At 75.8% G+C, this 23,433-nt stretch carries 15 protein-coding genes and 1 pseudogene; 8 read left to right on the forward strand and 8 right to left on the reverse strand.

Features of this window, described 5'->3' with window-relative positions; all coding sequences use genetic code 11:
- Window positions 1-220 precede the first annotated feature (220 nt).
- Complete coding sequence (locus tag SXIN_RS17310) at window positions 221-3,202, reverse strand: helicase-associated domain-containing protein (protein ID WP_095757195.1); 2,982 nt, start codon at window positions 3,200-3,202, stop codon at window positions 221-223.
- 211 nt (window positions 3,203-3,413) lie between these two features.
- Here SXIN_RS17310 and SXIN_RS17315 point away from each other — a divergent pair, with 211 nt between their 5' ends.
- Together SXIN_RS17315 and SXIN_RS17320 are read left to right on the forward strand one after the other, a co-directional pair.
- Window positions 3,414-4,685: a hypothetical protein gene (locus SXIN_RS17315; RefSeq protein WP_095757196.1), complete on the forward strand. Its 1,272-nt coding sequence runs from the start codon at window positions 3,414-3,416 to the stop codon at window positions 4,683-4,685.
- Window positions 4,686-4,797: 112 nt separating this feature from the next.
- Window positions 4,798-5,514 (forward strand): HAD family hydrolase, encoded by a 717-nt coding sequence (locus SXIN_RS17320; protein ID WP_019711247.1) that lies wholly within the window; start codon window positions 4,798-4,800, stop codon window positions 5,512-5,514.
- On the opposite strand, the gene SXIN_RS17325 is transcribed toward SXIN_RS17320, so the two are convergent.
- Window positions 5,487-5,741, reverse strand: coding sequence for a hypothetical protein (locus SXIN_RS17325; protein WP_019711246.1), 255 nt, complete (start codon window positions 5,739-5,741; stop codon window positions 5,487-5,489). The genes SXIN_RS17320 and SXIN_RS17325 overlap by 28 nt on opposite strands.
- A gap of 214 nt (window positions 5,742-5,955) precedes the next feature.
- On the opposite strand from SXIN_RS17325, the gene SXIN_RS32760 reads away from it, so the two are divergent.
- Window positions 5,956-6,339, forward strand: a complete 384-nt coding sequence (locus SXIN_RS32760) for a cold-shock protein (protein WP_019711245.1) — start codon at window positions 5,956-5,958, stop codon at window positions 6,337-6,339.
- Between the two features lie 66 nt (window positions 6,340-6,405).
- Here SXIN_RS32760 and SXIN_RS32245 read toward each other — a convergent pair whose 3' ends face one another.
- The 4 genes and pseudogenes from SXIN_RS32245 to SXIN_RS17345 form a co-directional block, all read right to left on the reverse strand.
- The gene (locus tag SXIN_RS32245) at window positions 6,406-7,359 is read right to left on the reverse strand and encodes a 1,4-dihydroxy-6-naphtoate synthase (protein ID WP_238153983.1); all 954 of its coding nucleotides are present in this window, start codon (window positions 7,357-7,359) and stop codon (window positions 6,406-6,408) included.
- Between the two features lie 360 nt (window positions 7,360-7,719).
- Window positions 7,720-8,529: pseudogene (locus SXIN_RS32250) on the reverse strand (futalosine hydrolase); the annotation flags it as partial.
- Window positions 8,530-8,599: 70 nt separating this feature from the next.
- Window positions 8,600-9,118, reverse strand: coding sequence for a hypothetical protein (locus tag SXIN_RS17340; protein ID WP_238153787.1), 519 nt, complete (start codon window positions 9,116-9,118; stop codon window positions 8,600-8,602).
- 26 nt (window positions 9,119-9,144) lie between these two features.
- On the reverse strand, window positions 9,145-10,938 hold the full coding sequence (locus tag SXIN_RS17345) for an MFS transporter (RefSeq protein ID WP_095757198.1): 1,794 nt from the start codon (window positions 10,936-10,938) through the stop codon (window positions 9,145-9,147).
- Between the two features lie 482 nt (window positions 10,939-11,420).
- On the opposite strand from SXIN_RS17345, the gene SXIN_RS17350 reads away from it, so the two are divergent.
- The gene (locus SXIN_RS17350; RefSeq protein WP_095757199.1) at window positions 11,421-12,383 is read left to right on the forward strand and encodes a DUF3027 domain-containing protein; all 963 of its coding nucleotides are present in this window, start codon (window positions 11,421-11,423) and stop codon (window positions 12,381-12,383) included.
- Window positions 12,384-12,994: 611 nt separating this feature from the next.
- Complete coding sequence (locus SXIN_RS17355; RefSeq protein ID WP_095758080.1) at window positions 12,995-16,432, forward strand: sacsin N-terminal ATP-binding-like domain-containing protein; 3,438 nt, start codon at window positions 12,995-12,997, stop codon at window positions 16,430-16,432.
- Window positions 16,433-16,530: 98 nt separating this feature from the next.
- Here SXIN_RS17355 and SXIN_RS17360 read toward each other — a convergent pair whose 3' ends face one another.
- Both SXIN_RS17360 and SXIN_RS17365 read right to left on the reverse strand, forming a co-directional pair.
- The gene (locus SXIN_RS17360; RefSeq protein ID WP_095757200.1) at window positions 16,531-19,035 is read right to left on the reverse strand and encodes an HAD-IC family P-type ATPase; all 2,505 of its coding nucleotides are present in this window, start codon (window positions 19,033-19,035) and stop codon (window positions 16,531-16,533) included.
- A gap of 42 nt (window positions 19,036-19,077) precedes the next feature.
- The gene (locus tag SXIN_RS17365; RefSeq protein ID WP_019711238.1) at window positions 19,078-19,368 is read right to left on the reverse strand and encodes a DUF2530 domain-containing protein; all 291 of its coding nucleotides are present in this window, start codon (window positions 19,366-19,368) and stop codon (window positions 19,078-19,080) included.
- Between the two features lie 338 nt (window positions 19,369-19,706).
- Between SXIN_RS17365 and SXIN_RS17370 the strand changes: the two genes are divergently transcribed.
- The 3 genes from SXIN_RS17370 (at window position 19,707) to SXIN_RS17380 (ending at window position 23,391) form a co-directional block, all read left to right on the forward strand.
- A complete protein-coding gene (locus SXIN_RS17370) occupies window positions 19,707-21,167 on the forward strand; it encodes an NCS2 family permease (RefSeq protein ID WP_019711237.1) in 1,461 nt (486 codons plus the stop codon).
- A 230-nt stretch (window positions 21,168-21,397) separates the two neighbouring features.
- Window positions 21,398-21,835 (forward strand): MarR family winged helix-turn-helix transcriptional regulator, encoded by a 438-nt coding sequence (locus tag SXIN_RS17375; RefSeq protein WP_019711236.1) that lies wholly within the window; start codon window positions 21,398-21,400, stop codon window positions 21,833-21,835.
- A 164-nt stretch (window positions 21,836-21,999) separates the two neighbouring features.
- Window positions 22,000-23,391, forward strand: a complete 1,392-nt coding sequence (locus SXIN_RS17380; RefSeq protein ID WP_039823731.1) for an MFS transporter — start codon at window positions 22,000-22,002, stop codon at window positions 23,389-23,391.
- Window positions 23,392-23,433 lie beyond the last annotated feature (42 nt).

The raw sequence follows: 23,433 nt of genomic DNA on the forward strand, positions 1-23,433 counted from the left end.
CACTTGTCCGAGCGTCTGTCCGAGCGCTGCCGGGCGCCGTCACACCGGGTGCCGTCACACCGGGTGCCGATCGCCATACGGGCGGTCCGCGTCCCGGGGGTTCCGGGCGCGGGGCCGTGAGCCGGTCGGGACCGGCCCCGCCGGAGGTGGAACCCCCGCGGGCGGCCGGGTATTCCGTCACGGCGCGGGCCGCCCCGCCCGCTGCAGCCCCGGCCGGTACTCAGATCTCGCCGCCGGAGGGCTCGGCGACGCCCGTGATCCGGTGCAGCGGATACGTGCGGACCTCCTCGGCGGTGTGGTCGTACGCCGTGACGACGCCGCTCTCCACGCGGACCGGGGCGATGAGCCGCCGGTCGGCCGCGCCCTCCGCGGTGATGCAGCCGATCCACACCGGGCTGCCGGTGAGCGCCGCGGCCTGGAGCGCGGCCAGGGTGTCGCCGGGCGTGCTCCGCGGCAGCCCGCCCGGGGCCCGGGGCGGGGCGCCCGCACCGCCGGCCGGGCCCGGTGCGCCGGACGCCGCGCGGTCCCCGGCCCGTACGGCCCGTACGGTCGCGGTGAGCAGGGTGTCGTCCGGCACCGGCAGGCCCTCCGCGACCGGCGCGGGTGGGGTGCGCGGCGGCGTGCGGTGCACTCCGGGGCGGGTGATCAGCACATCGCCCTCGGCCGACTCGGCGGCCGGCGCGTACCCCATCTCGCGGAGCCTGGTGAGCAGCGCGGCCGGGTCCAGCTCCGCCGCCAGCACGGTCGGCGCCAGCCGGCGCAGCCGCAGCCCCTCGGAGCGCTTGTCGGCCAGGATCTCGGCGAGCAGCCCGTCGTCCTCGCAGCGGACGTACGCGGACGCGGCGCCGACCCGCAGATGACCGTGGCGCCGGGCCACGTCGTCGATGAGATAGCTCAGCGGCTGCGGCACGGGGGTGCGCGAGTGCTCCGCGAGGAAGGCGTGCAGGTCTTCGGCGGTCCGCCCGGAGTCCAGCGCGCGGCGCACGGAGTCCGGGGTGAAGCGGTAGACCGTCGCGCCGCCCTTGGACTCGATCTCGGCGAGCACGTCGAGGGTCTCCGCGAGCGGGCGCTCCAGCGGCCCGGGCGCCACGGCGGTCAGATCGGCCTGCAGGAGCACGTGGTCCAGCGGCTCGGGCAGCAGCGGTGCCAGCACCTCGGCGGCGCGGGCGGCACAGGCGGCGATCCCGGTGGCGGACCGCGGGGCGAAGGCCCCGGCGGGACGCGGAGCGGCGGACGCGGCCGGGGAGGCGGGTGCGGCACCGGAAGCGGTGGTACCGGCAGCCGCGGTGCCGGGGGGCGCGGTGCGGCGGCCCGTGCCGTCCCCGCCGCCGGTGTCCGTGCCGTCCCCGCCGTCCCCGCCGTCCGTGGCGTCCGTGGCGTCCGTGGCGGCGGGCAGGCCGAGCAGCACCCGGCCGTGCGCGGAGAGCGCGCCGCGGCCCGTCACGCCGAGGAGTTCGGCCTCGCGCAGGGTCCACTCGGTGAGCCGGGTCCGCAGCTCCTCGGCGGAGGACAGCCCGCGCGCCGACACGGGCGCCGTACCCGCCGTGCGCCAGCCGTCCGCTGCGCCGCCCCTGCGGGCTCCGGCGGTGGCGGCACGGCCGGACGGAGCCCCGTGGGCGGCCCGGTCGCGGGAGCCGTCCCCGTACCCCGGGCCCGTTCCGCCGCCGTATCCCGCGTCGGCGCCCGCCCCCGTGCCCGTTCCGGGGGCGAATCCGCCCGTGACCGTCCCCGCTCCCGCGCCGCCGCGCGCTGCGGAGGCGACACCGCGCTCCCAGCGGAGCCGGGCCAGCACGCTCTCCGGACGGGGCGCGGCGCCCGGTGGCAGGGTGGCGAGCAGTTCCAGCGTGCGGTGGCGCATCTCCGGCGCCTGGGAGCGGTCCAGTCCGGGGCCGAGCACCGTCAGGGCGCGCCCCTTGGCGTCGTGGCCCCCGACGACCCCGGCGGTGCGGGTGGCCGGCAGCCAGGCCGCGACCAGGGCGGCCCAGCGCTCCTGGGCGGGCCGGGCCCGCCAGTCGTCGTACGCCGGGGTCGGTACGAAGCGTTCGTCGGTCGTGCCGTCGGAGGCCAGCAGCCCGGCGGCGTAGGCCAGTTCGATCCAGAAGACGGCCGTGGCCTCGTCCGTGTCGAGCGCCGCGGCCGTCCGCTTCAGATCGCGGATGCTCACGCCGCCCGCGCGCAGCACGGCCGGTCCGGCCGTCTCCCACGCGTGCAGCAGGTCGTCGACCGTCCCGATGGCCGTGAACGCCTGTCCGGCGCCCGCCGAGTCCACCGAGCGCGGACTGTACTGGGCCGCGGTCTCCACGGGCGGTGGCAGCGGCTCCGGGATCCGGTGCGCCCGCCCGCCGCGCAGGTGCAGCGCCACCTCGCGGGGCAGCACGACCGTGCCGGGCGCGGTCGGCAGCAGCAGCCCGCGGGCGACGAGCCAGCGCACGGCGGGCCCCGGATCGGCCGGCACCTGGCCGTAGGGCGGCCCCCACACCAGCCGGTCCAGCACCCGCAGGGCCTCCGGGGGCGCCTCCCCGAGCAGGCCGGCCATCCGTTCCCGGTCGGTGAAGAGCGCGGTCAGCGCTTCGACGGCGGTCACCGAGTCGTGGGTGGTGGGCAGTCCGGCGGTGGCGAGGATCTGCTGGAGCCGGCCGGGCGACATCCCGGCCGTGGCCTCGGAGACCGTCGGGCCGAGCCCGGTGGAGGGCGCGGCCGGACCGGTCGCGGCGGGGGCGAGGAGTTCACGGGCGGTGCGGACGAGGTGGAGCCGGCCGCTGCCGCCCCACAGCAGCGCCCGGGTGCGCAGCGTGGTCACGGCGCGCGGCAGCTCGGCCGTGACGGTCTCCTCGCGGTCCTCCCCGGCCATCAGGGTCAGCAGGGTGTCGTACGCACAGGGGTCCGGGGCGACCGCGAGGGCCTCGGCGGTCTGCACGGCGAACCGGTCGAGCTGCTCCAGGGCCCGGGCGACGGAGGCGCGGTTCACGGCGCGGGTGGCGAGCTGGGTGAGGTCGCCGGGCACCGGGGAGAGCAGGTCGGGGCGGGCCCGCAGCAGCTCGGCGAGTTCGCCGTCACCGCGGCTGCGCAGCTCCTCGGCGAGCGTGCGCGGCCCGGCGCCGGCGCCCGCACCGGTGCCGGTGCTGCCGCCGGCGGCGCCGGCTCGTCCGGCCGGGCCGGTCTCTGCGGGCACGCGCGCCTCCCCGTTCCGCTCGGTCGTCATCCGACTCACAGTAGCGTTCGCGCCGGGGGTCGGGCCCCGCGCGCACCCCCGGACGGGCGGGGCGCACTCCGGCGCGAGCCGCGGCGCGGCGCCGGTGGCGGCGGCGGGCGGCACACCGCCGGAGCTGCGGCGCGTGCCCGCTTCCGGCGCGGCGGAAGCGGGTACCGTCGGGTGAGGCGGTCACCAACAGTGCACACCCGCAGGGGATTTCGTGGGGATCGAAAGCGATCAGCTCGTTCTGGACTATCTGAGCCGGGTCGGGGATCTGGCCCAGCAACGGCAGCTGTCGTCCGGGGACCGGATGCGCCTGGTGTCACAGTTGCGCCAGGAGATCGAACAACAGCGCACCAAGGCCGCCGACAGCCCGGGCGCGGTGAAACGCATCCTGGGCCGCCTCGGCTCCCCGGAGGACGTGGTCCGCGAGGCGGGCGGCCGGGCCCCCGGCGAGACGGACGGGGGGAGCACGGGGCGCGGGGGAGACGCGCCGGAACGACCGGTGCACCGGCCGGTGACGGAGGCAGGCCGGGAGGACGGACCCGGCGCGGGACGGAAGCCCGGCCGGACCGGCAAAGCCGGCGGAAGGAACGGCGGACGGAGACCCGGGCGCGGCGCCGACCCCTCGGCCGGGGCCGGGGCGGCCGCCGGGGGAGACCCGGACGGCCGCTCCACGCTGGGGCGGCTCGGCGCCCTCGCGAGGCGCGCGGGCCTCATCGGCGGCACCGAGGTCCCGGCGCCCCGCGACGGTGTGGGGAAACCCCCCGCGGAACCGCCCGTGGTCCCCGTCATCCCGCTGACCGGCCCCATGCCGCCCCACCTGGCGGGCGAGGACGAACTGCGCGGGGCCGACGGCACGGAGTGGTGGCGCGTCGAACCCGGCCCGTTCGGCACCGCGCGGCCCGGCGGGTCCGGGTTCGCCGCCGGGCACTTCGGCGCCGGCGACTCCGTACCGGGCTTCACCGGTGGCATCGAGATCCCCGAGATACTGAAACCGCCGCCGCAGAAGCCGTTCGAGACCGATCCGTTGGCGGCGGCCGGAGCGGTTGGCGGCGCGGAGGCGGGTGCGGACCCGGACGGGGCGGAGGAACTCCCCGCCCGCCGCGGCCTGTTCCGCCGCTCCGGGGGCGCCGCGCCCGGGCGCGCCGGCACCCCCAGCCCGCTGCTGCTGCTCGCCGCGGCGCTGCTGGTCGGCGGGGCGGTGTTCGGTTCGCTGCTCGCCCTGGCCGCGGGCTGGCTCATCGCCTACGCCGGCCCCCGCCTCAGCCGTACGGAGGCCAAGTGGGCCGTGCTCGTCCTGCCGGGGCTGGTCGCCGGGGGAGCGCTGGTGTGGCTGTGGGGCCGGATGGATGGACAGTGGGGCGAGCGGATCCGGGACGGCGAGATGAGCACCGCGCTCACCGAGACCTGGCCGGTCGCCCTGCGCGCGGCGGCCGTGGCCTCGGCCGTGTTCCTGGTCTGGCGCGCGAGGCGGCGGCCGCGCGGCTGAGCGTGAGCGGGGGCCGGCCGCGGAGCTCGGTCCGCCGGGCTCGGCCCGCCGGGGCGGGGCTCCCGGCCGGGCGGCCCGGAGGCCCCTCTCGCGCCCCGGGCACAATGGCCGTATGGCATCGCATCCCCAGCCCCCGACGGTCGGCTTCGACCTCGACATGACGCTGATCGACTCCCGGCCCGGGATCAAGGCCGCCTTCGATGTGCTCGCCGACCTCACCGGGACGTCCATCGACACCGATCTCGTCGTCTCCCGGCTCGGGCCGCCGCTCGAACACGAGCTCGCCCACTGGTTCCCGGCCGACCGCGTCGACGCCGTCGCCGACCTCTACCGGGACATCTACCCCCGGTACGCCATCGGGCCGGCCCTTCCCATGCCCGGCGCCCGCGAAGCCGTCGAGGCCGTACGGGAGGCGGGGGGCCGGGCCGTCGTCGTCACCGCCAAGTACGAGCCCAACGCCGTGCTCCACCTCGAACACCTCGGCATCGAGCCCGACGCCGTCGTCGGTTCACTCTGGGCGGAGGCCAAGGCGGAGGCGCTGCGCACGCACGGCGCCGCCTACTACGTCGGAGATCACACCGGTGATGTACGGGGCGCGCGTACGGCCGGTGCGCTGTCGATAGCGGTGCCGACCGGGCCGTGTGACGCGGAGGAACTGCGCTCCGCCGGCGCCGACGTGGTCCTGGACGACCTGACGGCGTTCCCCGGCTGGCTCGCCTCCCGGCCGGCGCGGGTGTCCGGCGAGTCCGGCGAGTCCGGGGAGTCCGGCGAGTCCCGGGGGCCCCGGGCGCCGCAGGTTCCTCAGACGTCCCCCGCGCCCCTGGCCTGACGCCGCTGCGCCGCGATGGTGCGCAGCACTCCGGCCCCGGCCACGGCGAAGCCGAGACCCATCAGCATCGAGATCAGATAGGCGGCCGTCGGGAACGGCGGCCTGCCGAGGAAGAGGGGCGCCACCGTCACCACGGTGGCCACGGCGCCGATCAGGAAGATGACGCCGCCGGCACGTACGAGCCGGTCGCCGGGACCGGCGCCGTCCGCTGGGGTTTCACTGCTCACCCCACAAGGGTAGATCGGGAGCGGCGGCCCGGGACCGGGGGCCTCCGCCCCGCTCTCCGTTCCCCGTGAACGCTGAGGAACCACCCGGCGACTTCTTGTCACCGGGCGCGGGACCATTAGCCTGAGACCCGAAGGCCGCAAGGCCGCTCCACCGCTCTTTGAGCTGCTGTTTGTGTGTTTGCCATCCCCGACGAGTACGAGGACGAGGACAGACGTGCCTACCGGCAAGGTCAAGTGGTTCAACAGTGAGAAGGGCTTCGGCTTTCTCTCCCGCGACGACGGCGGCGACGTCTTCGTGCACTCCTCGGTGCTCCCGGCCGGAGTCGACGCGCTGAAACCCGGGCAGCGGGTCGAGTTCGGCGTGGTCGCGGGCAACCGGGGAGACCAGGCGCTCTCGGTGACCATCCTCGACCCGGCGCCCTCCGTCGCCGCGGCGCAGCGCCGCAGGCCCGACGAACTCGCCTCCATCGTCCAGGACTTGACGACCCTCCTGGAGAACGTCGGCGCCCAGCTCGAACGCGGCCGCTACCCGGACCGGGTGCACGGCCAGAAGATCGCGGGCATGCTCCGCGCCGTCGCCGACCAACTGGACGTCTGAGGCGGCGGTGCGGGGCCGGTCCCGCGGCGGGCGGTCCCAGCCGCCGGAGGGCGCCGGCGACCGGCCTCAGGCACCGCCCGGGAACGCCAGCGCGTGCGGGCCGAGGGGCGGCACCAGCCCTTCGGCTGCCGCGCGGGTGAGCAGCCCGCGCACCGCCGCGTATCCGGCCTCGCCGAGGTCCGCCGTGAACTCGTTGACGTAGAGGCCGATGTGCTGGTCGGCCACGGCCGGGTCCATCTCCTGGGCGTGCTCCAGCACATACGGCCGTGACGCCTCCGGGTCGTCCCAGGCCATCCTCACCGAGGTGCGCACGGCGTCCGCCAGCTCGCGCAGCCGCCGGTCGCCGAGCGAGCGCTTCGCGACGATGGCGCCCAGCGGGATCGGCAGGCCGGTGGTGCTCTCCCAGTGCTCGCCCATGTCGGCGAGGCAGTGCAGGCCGTAGTCCCGGTAGGTGAAGCGGGCCTCGTGGATGACGAGTCCCGCGTCGACGGCGCCGTCCCGCACGGCGGGCATGATCTCGTGGAACGGCAGCACGACGATCTCCCCGACGCCGCCCGGCACTTCGGCCGCCGCCCAGAGCCGGAACAGCAGATACGCCGTCGAGCGCTCGCTCGGCACCGCGACCCGCTTGCCGCGCAGACCGTCGGCCCGGCCGGGTGCGGCCGTCAGCACCAGCGGCCCGCAGCCCCGCCCCAGCGCACCGCCGCAGGGCAGCAGGGCGTACGCGTCGAGGATCCACGGCAGGACGGCGTAGGAGACCTTCAGGACGTCGTGGTCGAGCAGGGGGCCGAGACGCGGGTCGGAGCCGGAGACAGTGCCGGTGCCGGTGTCCGTGCCCTCGCCCGCGCTGTCCCGCTCCCCGGCTTCCCGGCTCGCGGCAGCGGCGCGTTCGGCGAGGCCGTTGGTGATGTCGATGTCCGCGAAGGTCACGTCCACGGCGGGGGCGCCGGGCACCAGCCCGTGCGACCAGGCGTGGAAGACGAAGGTGTCGTTCGGGCACGGCGAGTAGGCGATCCGCAGCGGCCGCCCGCCCGGCGCCCCGTGTTCGGAGGCGGCGGCAGCGGGGGCGGCGGAGGCGGTGTCCGGGCGGGCCCCGGGGGCCGTCTCCGCCGCCCCCGTCTCTGTCGCCTCTGCCGCCTCTGCCGTGCTGTCCGTACGCGCGTCCCGCGAAGGGCGTGCCGTGGGCTCGGTGCCGTTCATGGGCTGTTCCTTCCCTGCTGCGGCTGATCGTTCCCCGGTGTCATCCGTTTCCGCTGTCTCCGCCGTGCCTGTCGCGGGCGCGTTCCCGGATGGGCCCCGGTGGCCGCCGTCGCCGTCGCCGTGGCCCGAGGAGGGCCCGGCCCGGAAGGCCGTCGCCGCCCCCGGCCGCGCCAGGACGGCGAAGGTGTCCGTGAGAGCGGACAGGGCCTCGGGGATGCGCCAGGCGGCGCGGTCGCGCGGGCCGACGGGGTTGGAGACCGTCCGGATCTCCAGCACCGGCAGCCCGTGGGCGGCCGCCGCCTCGGCCACTCCGAAGCCCTCCATGGCCTCCGCCCCGGCCCCGGGGTGACGGGCCGCCAGCTCGGTGGCGCGGGCCCCGTCGCCGGTCACGGTGGAGACGGTGAGGACGGGGGCCAGCGCCACGGTCAGGCCCGCTCCGGCCAGCGTTTCGGCGGTCCGGCGGGCGGTGTCCGGCGGTGGCAGGTGGACGGACCGGCCGAAGCCGAGCCGGTCGACCGGCAGGAAGCCGTCCGGGGTCCGTGCCCCCAGGTCCGCGGCGACGATCGCGTCCGCCACCACGACGGAACCGAGCGGGGCGGTACCGGGGAAGCCGCCGCCTATCCCCGCCGACACGACGAGGCCGTACGGCTGCCCGCTGAGCGCGGCGACGGTGAGCGCCGAGGCGGTCCCGGCCGCCGCGGCCGCGGGCCCGACCCCGGCGGACAGGACATCGACCGCGTGGGACGCTCCGCCCGCGGGAGCCGGACCGCCCGCGGGAGCCCGACCGCCCGCGGGGGACACGCCGTCCTCCGCCGGTACACCTTCCTCGGCCGGTACACCCTCCTCGGCCGTCCCGCTCCCGTGGCGGCGCAGGAGGTATCCGGGGAGCGGAAGCTCGCGCAATGGGGTTCCCGCGCCGTGCCCTCGGCCCAGTCCCGCCAGCACCGCATCTGCCTCGGCCGGTACGGCCGTCACGACGAGTACGCGCATCAGCGGCCGCTTCCGCGGGGGCGGCGGGCCGCCGCGGAAGGCGCCGCGCGGTGGGGTGAGCGGCGGTCCGTCAGGACTCCCGCTTCAGCGTGAACGACCAAGTGCCCCTGGCCTCGCCCTTCTTGTCGACCTCGACGATCGTGACCTTCGCCGTCCTCGGCACCTCGGCGCCGCCCGACTGGCCCTGGCGCGGCGCGAAGATCTCGTCGTGGTCGAAGGAGCGGTACGTGTCCTCGGACGCCTCGGGCATGACGCCCTGGCCGTTGACGACCATGGCCCAGCCGGACTCGGCGATCTCCGGGTCGACGCCGATGCGGACGCGCTCGGCGTCGCTGACGGTCAGCTCCTCGCCGCCCCGGCCCAGGCAGTCGTTGAGCTCCTTCTGGGCGAGCTTCTTGCCGTCGTTGTAGCAGGAGGCCTCACTGGACACCGAGTCCGAGCCCGCGGTGACCGTCGCCATCGGCGTCGGCTTCTCACAGGCGACCAGGGCGGCGAGCCCGAGGGACACGGCTGCGAGGGCGCCGGCGGCACGACGCCCGCGTCCCCGTGACGGCATCGGAATGCGGCTCGGCCGCGTGGCAACGGTCATGCCCGAAGGCTATCGTTCCGCCCTGCTCAGGCCACGCGGGGGTGGGGCGTGCCACGCCGTGTGGCCGCCAGCAGCCCCCGTACGGTGGCGGCCGCGCCCGTGGCCACCAGCGCCGCCGCCACCGCCATGCCGAGGACGCCGTGGAGCGGCAGGGCGATGCCGATCGCGCCGCCCACCACCCAGGACATCTGGAGCAGCGTCTCCGAGCGGGCGAAGGCGGACGTCCGCCCCCGCTCGGGGACGTCCCGCTGGATCATCGCGTCCAGCGACAGCTTGGCCAGCGCCTGCGACAGGCCGGCCACCGCCGCGACGAGGGCCAGGGCCACGGTGCTGAACAGCACGGCGGACATGATCGTCACGGCGAGGGCGAGCGCCAGCACCGTGGCGATGATCGCCTCGGGCCCCCGGTCCTTCAGCCAGGCGCCGATGGCGGTGCCGAGGGCGTTGCCGGTGCCGGCGGCGACGCCGACGATGCCGAGGGAGACGGCGGCGCTCTGCCCGTCCAGCGGCTCCTCGCGGAGCAGGAACGCGAGGAAGAAGATCAGGAAGCCGGAGAGCGCGCGGAGCGCGGCGTTGGCCTGCAGCCCGTGCAGGACGGACGGGCCGACGGAGCGCAGCCCGGGCCGCTTCGCCCGGTCGCCGGAGGCGGAGCCGGAGCCGTCGGCCGGGGTGCCACCGGGGCCGGCGTGCGGGGTGGCCCCCGGGCCGTCGGAGGGGACGTCACCGAAGCCGGGGCCCGGGCCGGGCGCGGCCTCGGGGCCCGGCCCGCCGCCGCGCGGCCCCGGGGGCGCGCTGTGCGGCGCGGCGCCGGTGACGGGGAGCGCGGCCGTGTCCCCGTCCCGCGCGGGACCGCCGCCGCCCGCCCCGCCGGCGCCGTACTCGCCGCCGCTCTCCGTGCCGTACGCGCCCTCGGCCCGGGCGTGCAGCCCCGCCGGGTGGACGCTCGCGGGCCGTGCGCCCGGTCCGCCCGCCGCCTCTGCCGGGCCCCCGGTCTCCGCCTTCGCCGTCTCCGCCACGTCCGGAACCGAACCCGACACCGAACCGGGGCCCGCGGTCAGCGCCCGGGCCGGCGCGCCGGTCGCCCAGCCGTGCGGGGTTCCGTGTTCGAAGAACGGGGCCGCCGTCTCGCCCTTCGCCGAGTCCACCTTGGGCGGCAGCGAGAAGGACAGGAAGGTGCCCGCGATGAACACCACGAACGCCCCGTACAGCGGCCAGGCGAGCCCGACCACCTGAAGCCCCGCCCCGATGGGCGCGGCCACGCCCGTGGCGAGCAGACCGGCGAGCGTCACCCGGGAGTTGGCCTTCACCAGGGCGATCTTCGACGGCAGCAGCCTGGGCACGACGGCCGACCGCACCACCCCGTACGCCTTCGAGGCGACGAGCACGCCGAGCGCCGCCGGATACAGCTCCAGGCCGCCCGTCGCCACCGCGCCCGACAGGGCCAGCGCCAGCAGCGCCCGGACCAGCATGGCGGCGGCCATCGCCGCGCGCCGCCCGTGCGGCAGCCGGTCCAGAACCGGGCCGATGACCGGGGCGAGCAGTGTGAACGGCGCCATCGTGATCGCCAGATAGAGCGCCACCCGGCCGCGGGCCTCGTCCGTCGGCACGGAGAAGAAGACCGTGGAGGCGAGCGCGATGGTGATCATCATGTCGCCGGCCGAGTTCACGGCGTGCAGCTCGATCAGCTTGCCGAGGCCGGACTCACCCGCGCCCTGCGCGTGCGTCGCGCGCCGGATGTGCCGGCCGCTCGCCGCGAACGGAAAGCGCAGCGCGCGGCCGAAGCGGCCGAGCCCCGACACGAAACCCCTCAGCCGGGACATACCGGCCTCCGGCCCGCTCGGCTGGGGAGCGGGCCGTTCGCATCGCACGGCCGGTCGGTTGCCACTCCGCCATCCTGCCCCAACTCCGTCACCGCATGGCCCTTTCGCTCGCCGCGTCCCGGCTCTGTCACCGGACGGCGGAGGGGGAGAGGGACGAGGGGGAGGAGGGGCGACGGGCCCGCGCCGGCCGCAGCGGAGGAAGCGGTGCGACGGGCCCGGGCCGGGCGGAAGAGGAGGGCAGGGTGGGCCGAGTGCCGCTCATGGGGGTAGCGTGCACATAATGCGCCACCGGCTGTCGTTCCCGGCCGCGTGCCTGTCCACGATCCCGCAGAATGGTTCGCAGGAGGTGCGCCCGGGTCCGGTCGGGTGCGGACGTCGACGCGGCCCCACGGTCCGCTCCGCCCGCGCCTCCCCCCAGCCCGCCGTTTCGGCACGGTCGGCCGGCGCACCCGTGAGACGGCGTAGGAGAGAATCGATTCATTGTGAGTGCTGCGACGATGCGAAGCCGTACCCCGGACCGTCTGTGCGCCGAGGCGGTCGACATGGCCCGCGCCGAGGCGGTGGCGGCCGCGGGTGAGGCGGCCGTCGGCGAGCACCTGGGGGCGGTCGCGGACGGCGACCGGGTCGTGACCCACTCCTTCGCCTGCCTGGAGCCGGCGTACCGCGGCTGGCGCTGGGCGGTCACCGTCGCCCGGGCCGCACGCGCCAAGAACGTCACGATCGACGAGACGGTCCTGCTCCCCGGGGACGACGCCCTGCTGGCCCCCGAGTGGGTGCCCTGGAGCGAACGGCTCCGCCCCGGTGACCTGGGCCCCGGCGACCTGCTCCCGACCGAGGCCGACGACCTCCGCCTGGAACCCGGCTACACCGGCGAGGACCTGCCGCCGCCCGACTCCCCCCTCTCGGAGGAGATGGAGGAGCGCGTCGCGGCCGAGGACGCCGACGTCACCGCGGGCCCGCCCGCCGCCCAGCCGTCCCCGGCCCGCGCCTCCGGCACCCTCGCGGCCGTCGCCACCGAGCTCGGCATGGGCCGGGCCCGGGTGCTCTCCCGCTACGGGCTGCACACCGCCGCCGACCGCTGGGACGAGTCGTACGGGTCGGGCACCGCCATGGCCCAGGCGGCCCCCGCCGCCTGCATGACCTGCGGCTTCCTGGTACCGCTGACCGGTTCGCTCCGGCAGGCCTTCGGTGTGTGCGCCAACGAGTTCAGCCCGGCGGACGGCCACGTCGTCTCCCTGACGTACGGCTGCGGGGGCCACTCCGAGGCGGCCGTCATGCCGAAGCCGCCGCGTCCGGCGCCGCCCGTGATCGACGAGACCAGGGTGGACCCGATGCCGCTGCGGCCCGAACGGCCGGGCGACGGCCCGGCGGAGGACACCGCCCCGGCCGGGGACGCCACTCCGGCGGAGGACACCACCCCGGCGGAGGACCGCGGCCGCTCCTGACGCGGCCCCGCCAGGCCGCCCGGGCGGCGGTCCGGGGGCCCTCTCGGGCGGCGGTCCGGAGCCCGCTCGGAGCGTGGCCGGGGATGAGCCCGGTACGCGCGGGCCCGTTGGCGGGTCCGTGGCCGGGGTGTGCCTGGGCGCCCGTGTGTGCCCGGTCCGTGCCCGTGCCCGGTCTGTGCCCGTGCCCGGCCCGTGCCCGGCCCGTGCCCGCGCGGTTGGACCCCGCGCGGCTGTGCCCCGCTGCCGGCCCGGAGCGGCCGGGTGCCGTTGCCGGAGTGCTCTGCCCGCGTTCCGGGCGCGGGAGCGCCGTGCCGCGGGCGAAGGCCGTCCTCCCACCGTCAGCGGGAGCCCGAGCCGGGAAGCCGGAACCCGGAATCCGGAATCGACGCCGGACCGCTACCGTCCGGACCTCTCGCGCCCGGCCGCCCGCCCGCCGGGCCCGGCCCGCCGCAGGGGGCTGCGGAGCCGCCGGCGGGCCGGAGGGGGTACGTTCGGCGCTGGCAGCCACTGCACGGATGCACGGATGCACGGACACACGCATGCGCCGATGGGCAGAAGCACAGAAGCGCGACGGCACCCGGGAGAAGGAGCGACACGTGAGCGGCACGGCGATGGTGCGAGCGGCGGCCGGCGGGCACGACCCGTACGGAACGGCGCGGCTGCGACGCGGTGTGCTGGACGCCTGGGCCGCCTCGCCCGCGCGGTTCCGCGAGGACGCCAACGCCGAGGAGGACCTGGCGCTCGGCGGCTACCGCGACCGGCTCGTCGTCGAACTCGCCCAGAACGCGGCCGACGCGGCCGCCCGCACCGGCGTCCCCGGCCGGCTCCGCCTCACCGTGCACGCGGCCGAGGGCGACAGCCCCGCCGTCCTGGCCGCCGCCAACACCGGGGCCCCGCTCGACGCCGCCGGCGTCGAGTCGCTGGCCACCCTGCGCGCCTCCGCCAAGCGCGACGAGTGGCGGGAGGGGGAGGGCACCCCGTCCGTCGGCCGCTTCGGCGTCGGCTTCGCCGCCGTCCTGGCCGTGAGCGACGAGCCCGCCGTGATCAGCCGCGGCGGAAGCGTCCGGTGGTCCCTCGCCGAGGCGCGCGACCTGGCGGCCGAGGCGGCGGGCGGCAGCCCCGGCCTGGCCGACGAGCTGCGCCGGCGCGACGGCCACGTCCCGCTGCTGCGCCTGCCGCTGCCCGCCGAGGGCTCCGCGCCCGTCGGCTACGACACGGCCGTCGTGCTGCCCCTGCGCGACGGCGCGGCCGAGGACCTGGCGGAGCGCCTCCTCGCCGGAGTCGACGACGCGCTGCTGCTGACGCTCCCCGGCCTCGACGAGATCGTCATCGAGATCCCCGGCGAGGACGCGCGGACCCTGACGCGCCGCCAGGACGGCCCGTACACCGTCGTCGAGGACAGCGCGCGCGGCACCACCCGCTGGCGCACCGCCTCCTCCGGGGGCCGGCTGGAGCCCGCACTGCTCGCCGACCGCCCGGTGGAGGAGCGGCTGCGCCCCTTCTGGTCGGTCACCTGGGCCGTCCCCGTCGACGCCGAGGGCGCCCCGGCCCGGCCCGCCACGGCGTCCGTGGTGCACGCGCCCACCCCGACCGAGGAACCGCTGGGCCTGCCCGCGCTGCTCGTCGGCTCCTTCCCGCTGGAGCCCACCCGCCGGCACACCGCGCCCGGCCCGCTCACCGACTTCCTGACGGCCCGCGCCGCCGAGACGTACACGGAGCTGCTCCGCGCCTGGCAGCCGCTCTCCACCGGCACGATCGACCTGGTGCCCGGCCCGCTCGGCAAGGGCGGGCTGGACGGGCGGCTGCGCGCCGAGGTGCTGCGGCTGCTGCCGCGGGTGCCGTTCCTGGCGGGCGCGGGCACGGCGGTTGAGGGGGCGGAAGAGCCGGGCGCGGACGGGGAGTTGGAGACGTTCCCGGGCTTCGGTGGCGGCGGCGCCGGCCCGGGAGCGCGCACGTCCGCCGGAGCGCCGGGGGGAGCGGACACCGCCGCGACGGGCCCCTCCGCGACCGGCACCGGCGCCGAAGCGGCCGGGGGCCCGCGTCCCGTGCGGCTCCGTCCCGTCGACGCCGAGATCGTCGAGGGCGCCGGGTCCGAGACCGTGCAGGTGCTCGCCGAACTGTTCCCGGGCCTGCTCCCCGCCGGCCTGGAGCGCCGCCCCGAGCTGCGCAGCCTGGGCGTGGTGCGGGTGCCGCTCGGCGAGGCCGTCGACCGGCTCGCGGGCGTCGAGCGCTCCCCGTCCTGGTGGCGGCGGCTCTACGACAGCCTGGCCGGCACCGACCCGGAGCGGCTCAGCGGCCTTCCCGTACCGCTCGCCGACGGCCGGACCACCATCGGCCCGCGCCAGGTCCTGCTGCCGCTGCCGGGCGAGGAGCACGGCGCGGACGGAGGCACGGAGCGAGCCGGCACGGAGCGAGCCGGCACGGACGCCACCACCGGGGAGCGGCGGGACCGGGCCGCGGCCCCCAGCGCCGCCACCCTCGCCCGCCTCGGCCTGAAGGTCGCCCACCCCGACGCAGCCCATCCGCTGCTGGAGAAGCTGGGCGCCCTCCCCGCCTCGCCCCGCGCCGTCCTGACGACCCCTCAGGTGCGGGCGGCCGTCGCCGCGTCCCTCGACAGCGAGGACGTCTGGGACGAGGACACCCTCGACGCCGAGGAACTGGCGGAGGCCGTGCTCGGTCTCGTCAGCGAGGCGGGGATCGCTCCGGACGACGAGCCCTGGCTCGGCGCCCTCGCCCTCCCCGACGAGGAGGGCGAGCTCGCCCCGGCCGGTGAACTGGTCTTCCCCGGAAGCGACTTCGAGCAGGTCATCCGCGAGGGCGAACTCGCCGCCTGCGACGCCGGCCTCGCCGGGCGCTGGGGCGCCGAGACCCTGGCGGCCGTCGGCGTGCAGTCGACCTTCGCCCTCGTCCGCGCCACCGACGTGGTCCTCGACCCGGACGAGTTCGAACCGCGCGACAGCGACTACGCCGAGCCCGACGACGCCGGGCTCCTCGACTCCGTCGACGTCTGGTGCGAGGACGTCCTCGACCAGCTCCCCGACAGCCCCGTGCCGCCCGTCGCCACCGAGATCACGGCCGTGCGCGACCTGGACCTCGTCGACGACGACGCCTGGCCCCGTGCCCTCGCCCTGCTCGCCCGGCCGCCGCTGCGCGACGCGCTGACCCAGCCCGTGCGCGTCCTGCTCCCGGACGGCACCACCGAGACCGTCCGCCCGTACACCGCCTGGTGGCTGCGCGGGCACCCGGTGCTCGACGGCCGCCGTCCCGCCGGACTGCGCGCGGCGGGCGGTGACCCGCTGCTGGCCGGGCTCTACGAGGCCGCCGACGCGACCGGCTTCGAGGACGAGCAGGTGCTGCGCGCCCTGGGCGTACGGACCTCCGTGGCCGCGCTCCTGGACGAGCCCGGCGGCGCCGCCGAACTGCTGAACCGGCTGGCCGACCCCGAACGCCCCGTCCGGGCACGGCAGTTGCACGGCCTCTACAACGCCCTGGCCGTCCTCGACCCCGAACAGGTGACCCTGCCCGACGAACTCCGGGCGGTCGTCGGCGCGGCGGGCGACGTACGGGTCGTGGACGCCGCCGACGCCCTGATCGCCGACGCCCCCGATCTGCTGCCCCTGGCCGAGGACCGCCCGCTGGTCCCGGTGAGCCCGGCGCGGGCGGCGGACCTGGCGGAGCTGCTCCAGGTGCGGCGGCTGAGCGAGGCGTACCCGGCCCCGGTCGCGGACCCGGACGCGGGCGAGGTCCGCGAGGTCCCGGAGGCGGTCCGCGTCCTGCTGGGCCCGGGCACCCCCGAGGCGTACACCGAGTACGAGGAACTGTTCGTCCGCGCCGGAGCGGACGGCACGGGCGGGAAGGATACGGCGGGGCTGGTGGAGGTCGACTGGCGCCGCACCCCCGACGGCGTGGTGCACGCCGCGACCGTGGAGGGCGTGGCCGCGGGCCTGGCCTGGGCGGCGGGCCAGTGGCCCCGCCGCTTCGAGGTCGCGGCCCTGCTGGAGGACCTGTCCCGCACGGAGGAACTGGCCCGGGACCGCTGGTTCGACTGAGCCGCGCCGAGTCGGCGGGGCGTGCGCCACTCCGCCGGCTCACCCCGCCGCCCCGCCGACTTACGGCGCCCACCACCGCCCCACCGGATCGCGTCCGCTCAGGCCGGGAAGCGCCGGCCGACCCAGCGCCAGCTCAGCTCCATCAGTACCGCCGCGGCCGCCGCGATGCCCACCGCCGTCCACGGCATCACCGTCCCCACCAGACGCAGCGCGAAGAAGTGCTGCAGCATCGGTGTGACGATCACGACCAGGAAGGCGGACGCCATGGTGGCGACCAGCCCGATCCGCCACCACGTGTAGGGGCGGGCCACGATCGCCAGCACCGACATCGCGATCAGGAACAGCGTCAGCGTCGCCGCGCTCGTCTCGGCGGCCAGCGCCCCCGGCCCCGTGTAGTGGTGCCGGGCCAGCAGGTACGAGGTGAACGTCGCCGCCCCCGCGATGAGGCCGGCCGGGACGGCGTACCGCATCACCCGCCGGACGAAGTGCGGTTGCGCCCGCTCCTTGTTGGGGGCGAGGGCCAGGAAGAAGGCCGGGATGCCGATGGTGAGTGACGAGATCAGCGTCAGATGCCGGGGCAGGAACGGGTACGGCACCTGGGAGCTCACCACCAGGACCGCCAGCAGCACCGAGTAGACCGTCTTCGTCAGGAAGAGGGTCGCCACGCGCGTGATGTTGCCGATCACCCGCCGCCCCTCGGCGACCACCGACGGCAGGGTGGCGAAGCTGTTGTTGAGCAGCACGATCTGGGCGACGGCCCGGGTGGCCTCCGAGCCGGAGCCCATGGAGACGCCGATGTCGGCGTCCTTCAGGGCCAGGACGTCGTTCACGCCGTCACCCGTCATGGCCACGGTGTGGCCGCGGGACTGCAGGGCGCCCACCATGTCCCGCTTCTGCTGCGGCGTGACGCGCCCGAAGACCGCGCCCTTCTCCAGCACCTCCGCCATGTCCTCCCGGTCCTCCGGCAGGCGGCGGGCGTCGACCGTGGTCTCCGCGCCCGGGAGGCCGAGCTTGCCCGCGACCGCGCCCACGGACACGGCGTTGTCACCGGAGATGACCTTGGCGGCGACGTCCTGCTCCGCGAAGTACCGCAAGGTGTCCCGGGCGTCGGGACGCAGCCACTGTTCGAGGACGACCAGGGCGACGGGGTGCGCGCCGCGGCCCGCCTCCGGGTCGAGCAGCGGCTGCCCAGTGCGGGCGAGCAGCAGCACGCGCAGCCCCTGCGTGTTGAGCTCGTCCACCGAGGCCAGCGCCGGATCACCGGCGGGCAGCAGCACGTCCGGCGCGCCCAGCAGCCAGGTGGTGGTGGCGCCGTCGGTGTCGGTGAGCGCCGCGCCGCAGTACTTGCGGGCGGAGGAGAACGGCAGCGTCTCGGTGTGCCGCCAGCCGTCCGGGGCGGGGCAGTGCCGGCCGACGGCCTGCAGGCTGGCGTTGGGCCGCGGGTCGCAGGCGCCGAGCGTGCCGAGGACGTGCCGCACCCGCTCCTCGCCGCTGCCGTCGAGGACGCGGATGCCGGTGACGTCCATGCCGCCCTCGGTGAGGGTGCCGGTCTTGTCCAGGCAGACGACGTCCACCCGGGCCAGCCCCTCGATGGCCGGCAGCTCCTGCACCAGGCACTGCTTGCGGCCCAGCCGTATGACACCGATCGCGAAGGCCACCGAGGTCAGCAGCACCAGGCCCTCGGGGACCATCGGCACGATGCCGCCGACCATGCGGCGGACCGCCTCCCGCCAGTCGTGGTCCTGCACGAAGAGCTGGCTGACGACGAGCCCGATCGCGGCCGGGATCAGCATGTACGTGATGTATTTGAGGATCTGGCTGATGCCGCTCCGCAGCTCGGAGTGGACGAGGGTGAACCGCGAAGCCTCCTCGGCCAGTTGGGCCGCGTAGGCCTCCCGGCCGACCTTGGTGGCGGTGAAGGCGCCGGTGCCCGCGACCACGAAGCTGCCGGACATCACCGGGTCGCCGGGGCGCTTGAGGACGGGGTCGGCCTCGCCGGTGAGCAGCGACTCGTCGATCTCCAGCCCGTCCGCCTCGGCGACCTCGCCGTCGACGGGGCACTTGTCGCCGGGGCCGATCTCGACCAGATCCCCGAGGACGATGTCACCCGTCCGCACCTCGGCGGAGTGGCCGTCGCGCCGGACGACCGGCCGGGCCTCGCTGATCACGGCGAGGTTGTCCAGGGTCTTCTTGGCGCGCAGTTCCTGGATGATGCCGATGGCGGTGTTGGCGATGATGACGAAGCCGAACAGGCCGTCCTGGATCGGGCCGACGATCAGGATGATCAGGAAGAGCACGCCGATGATCGCGTTGAAGCGCGTGAAGACGTTGGCCCGGACGATGTCGGCGGTCGAGCGCGAGGACCGCACCGGAACGTCGTTGACCTCGCCCGCCGCGATCCGCGCCGCCACCTCGGCGGCGGTCAGGCCGGGCAGCCCGGCGGGCGAGGCCGGGCCGGCGGGCGAGGCGGGAGGGGACGCGGTGGGTGCGGGTGCGGGCACCTGCGCGGTGCGCGCCGCGGTTCCGGCGGGAGGAGCCGGGGCGGCGGGGGCGGCGGTCCCCGGCTCCGGCTCTCCGATGTCGGTGGGGGAGCGATGCGTCATGCGGAAGACGGTACGGGGGCGAACGGCTCCCGCGCCGCCGGGTCACCGGGAATCGGGGGAACCTCCGGGCTCCGCGCCGCCGGGGTCCTCCTCCGCCGTGCGGCGGAGGGCGGCCTCGCGGCCACGGACGTAGTGGATGCCGTAGAGGCCGAGCCCGCCCCCGGCGAGGCAGGTCCACAGCCACCACAGCAGCCCCTGTCCCTCGAACCAGCGGTAGAAGGGGATCTGGACCAGGAACATCACGAACCACAGGACGGTGCCGCCGGTCACGACGGCGACGACGTTCCCCTCCAGCGGCTCCGGTGCCTCCCGTGTGGGAGTCCACTTGCCCATCGTTCCCCGTTCCTGCTGACTGCTGCGGTGTCGTTGTCCTGCCGGCCGCCGACGAGCTTCTGCGCTTCCGCCGCCGGTGGTGTGGCGCCGGTGTGCGGCGCCGGTGGTGCGGCGCCGGTCAGTCTATGCGGCCGCCGACGGCGGTTCCGGGACGGCCGCCCCGGGCGTTCTACGCGCGAAGATTGGCTATCCGAAGCTTATGTATTCATACTGAATCGGTCCGGAGTTGACTCGTTTCTTTCGTAGCTTCACCCAACCCGGCCTCCCGCTCGTCAACGGTCCTGCCCGGCCGGCCGACCGCGCCGCCACAGACCCCGTCCTCCCCCTGAGGTCCTGTCATGCCTTCCCCGGCCACCACCCCGGTCGACCAGCAGCCGCCCGCGCGACCCGCAAACGGCCTCGACCGCTTCTTCAAGCTCTCCGAGCGCGGAACCGGTGTCTCCCGCGAGATCCGGGGCGGCCTGGCGACCTTCTTCGCCATGGCCTACATCGTCGTACTGAACCCGATCATCCTGGGGTCCGGCACGGACAAGTTCGGGCATCAGCTGGACGCCGGGCAGCTCGTCACCGCCACCGCGCTGATCGCCGGCCTGACCACGATCCTGATGGGCCTCATCGGCAACGTCCCGATCGCCCTCGCCGCCGGCCTGGGCATCAACGCGGTGGTCTCCCTCCAGCTCGCACCCGTCATGAGCTGGCCGGACGCGATGGGCATGGTGGTCCTCGCGGGTCTGGTGCTGATGATCCTCGTCGCCTCCGGTCTGCGGCAGCGGGTCCTGGACGCCATCCCGAACGGTCTGCGCCGGTCGATCGCGATCGGCATCGGCCTCTTCATCACCCTCATCGGTCTGGTGGACGCCGGTTTCGTCACCCGTAACCCGGACGACGCCCACACCACCGTGCCGCTCGGCCTCGGTGTCGGCGGACGGCTGGAGGGCTGGCCGGTACTGGTCTTCGTGCTCGGCCTCGCGCTGACGTTCGTCCTGGTCATCCGCCGCACCAAGGGCGCGATCCTGCTGAGCATCGCCGCGATGACGGTCCTCGCCCTGATCATCAACGCCGTCGCCGACATACCGAAGGGCGCCTGGGGCCTCACCGCGCCCGAGCTGCCCGACTCCGTCGTGAGCACCCCCGACTTCGGGCTGATCGGCGAGGTGAGCCTCTTCGGCGGCTTCTCGGAGGTCGGCGTGCTCACCGGCTCGCTCTTCGTCTTCACCGTGCTGCTGTCCGGCTTCTTCGACGCGATGGGCACCATCATCGGCGTCTCCGAGGAGGCGAAGCTCACCAGCAAGGACGGCCAGGTCCCGCGGATGGGCCGGATCCTGATGGTGGACGGAGCGGCCGTCGCGGCGGGCGGCTTCGGCTCCGCCTCGGCCAACACCTGCTTTGTGGAGTCCACCGCGGGCGTCGGCGAGGGCGCCCGCACGGGGCTCGCCAACCTCGTGACCGGCGGCCTCTTCCTGCTGGCCCTGGTCTTCACCCCGCTCGCGCTGATCGTGCCGTCCCAGGCGGCCACTCCGGCGCTGGTCGTCGTCGGCTTCCTGATCATGATGGCCAACATCCGCTCCATCGAGTGGGACGACCCCACCATCGCGGCCCCCGCCTTCCTGACGATGATCGCGATGCCGTTCACCTACAGCATCACCAACGGCATCGGCCTCGGCGTGCTGGCGTTCATCCTGCTGCGGGCGGCCACCGGCAAGTTCCGCACCGTGCCGTGGCTGCTCAACGTCGTCGGCCTGTGCTTCCTCGTCTACTTCCTGCTCAGCCCCATCGAGCAGGCCCTCGGCATCGGCTGACACCCCGGCCGACCGGGCCGGTCCGCGACCCCGCCGCTCCGGCAGCCGGCCTCCCCGGCCCGGCGCGGCCCGCGCCCCGGCTCCCCAGCGCCCGGAACCACGAGTTCCGGGCGCTGTGGCGTTCCCGGGGGAGGGTGCGCGGCACACTGCCGTCAGCCATTCGGCGGAGCATCTGTTGGCTTCCTCACCCCGGCTGTATTTAGCTAGGGTAATGAGTTACGCTAACAAACATGTCGGATCTGTCCCTCGGCGACGACGCGGTCGCCGTGAACTCCCTGCGCTCCGGCGTGATGCGCCTCTCCCGCAGACTCAAGCACCAGCGGGTCGACGAGTCGCTCAGCCCCACCGAGATGTCCGTCCTCGGCACGCTCGCCCGCTGCGGCAGCGCCACCCCCGGCGAACTGGCCCGCAAGGAGCACGTACAGCCGCCGTCGATGACCCGCATCGTGGCCCTGCTCGAAGCCAAGGGACTCGTCCGGCTGGAGCCCCATCCGGACGACCGCCGCCAGAAGGTGGTCACCCGGACCGAACGGGCCGAGTCGATGCTGGAGGAGAGCCGCCGCAAGCGCAACGCCTGGCTGGCCGAGCTCTGCGAGGGCCTCACCGACGAGGAATGGGCCACACTCCGCGCGGCCGCGCCCGTCCTGGAGAAGCTCGCCGAGACCTAGTGCCGCACGGTCCCGGCCCGCCGAGGCCCACGGCATCCGCCCGGAAGCCCGGAAGCCCGGAAGCCCCCGGACGCACGGGGACCCGCCGGGGACGGCCGCACGTGACCGAGGACCGCCGAGGACCGCCGAAGACCTGCTGAAGACCGCTGAGGAGGCGACGCAGTTTGAGTACGGGACCCGGAGCACACTCCGCACCCGTTCCCGACCCCGACCCCACCCCCGAGCCCGACCCCGCCGCCGCACCCGCGAACGGTGCCGCCGAACGGCGAGGCATGTTCAGCTCGCTGCGCATCCGCAACTACCGGCTCTTCGCCGGCGGCCAGATGGTGTCCAACACCGGCACCTGGATGCAGCGCATCGCCCAGGACTGGCTGGTCCTCACCCTCACCGGCTCCTCCGCGGCCGTCGGCATCACCACCGCCCTGCAGTTCCTGCCCATGCTGCTGCTGGGCCTCTACGGCGGTGTGATCGCCGACCGGCTCCCCAAGCGGCGGCTGCTCCTGGTGACCCAGAGCGCCATGGGCCTCACCGGCCTGGCTCTCGCCGCCCTGACCCTCTCCGGGCACGTCCAGGTGTGGCACGTCTATCTCATGGCCCTGCTGCTCGGGCTGGCCACCGTCGTCGACAACCCGGCCCGGCAGGCCTTCGTCGCCGAGATGGTCGGGCCGCGCGATCTCCGCAACGCCGTCAGCCTCAACTCGGCCAACTTCCAGTCCGCCCGGCTCGTCGGCCCCGCCGTCGCCGGTGTGCTGATCAGCGCCGTGGGCAGCGGCTGGGCCTTCCTGGCCAACGGACTGTCCTTCCTCGCGCCCATAGCCGCGCTGCTGCTCATGCGCCGGGACGACCTCCACGAGGTCGAGCCCGCCCCCCGCGGCAAGGGCCAGCTCCGGGACGGGCTGCGCCATGTCGCCGGGCGCCCCGAACTCCTCTGGCCGATCGTCCTCGTCGGCTTCATCGGCACCTTCGGCTTCAACTTCCCGATCTGGCTGACCGCCTTCGTCGACGAGGTCTTCCACGGCGACGCCGGCACCTACGGCCTGCTCAACACCCTGATGGCCGCCGGTTCCCTGGCCGGCGCCCTGCTCGCCGCCCGCCGCGGCACCTCGCGGCTGCGGCTGCTGGTCGGCGCGGCGCTCCTCTTCGGCCTGCTGGAGATCACCGCGGCCGCGGCCCCCGTCTTCTGGCTCTTCGCGCTGCTGCTGGTGCCGATCGGCATGTTCGGCATGACGATCAACGTCACCGCCAACTCCACCGTGCAGCTCGCGGCCGACCCGGCCATGCGGGGCCGGGTGATGAGCCTGTACATGATGGTCTTCATGGGCGGTACGCCCCTGGGAGCCCCGCTCGTCGGCTGGATCACCGACGCCTACGGAGCGCGCATCGGCTTCCTCGCGGGCGGCCTGATCTCCGCCGGCGCGGCGCTCGCCGTCGGGCTGATGCTGGCCCGGATCGGCGGACTGCGGCTCAAGATCGATCTGCACCGGGGACGGCCCCGGGTGGCCTTCGTCGAACGCGCCCCGCGGAAGAAGGAGAAGCAGCTGGCCGCGATGGTGTGAGCGGCGGGCCGGGGCGCGCCGACCGGGGCACGGAGGCCGGCC

Source organism: Streptomyces xinghaiensis S187 (assembly GCF_000220705.2).
In the GTDB taxonomy this organism is placed as follows: Bacteria; Actinomycetota; Actinomycetes; order Streptomycetales; family Streptomycetaceae; genus Streptomyces; species Streptomyces xinghaiensis.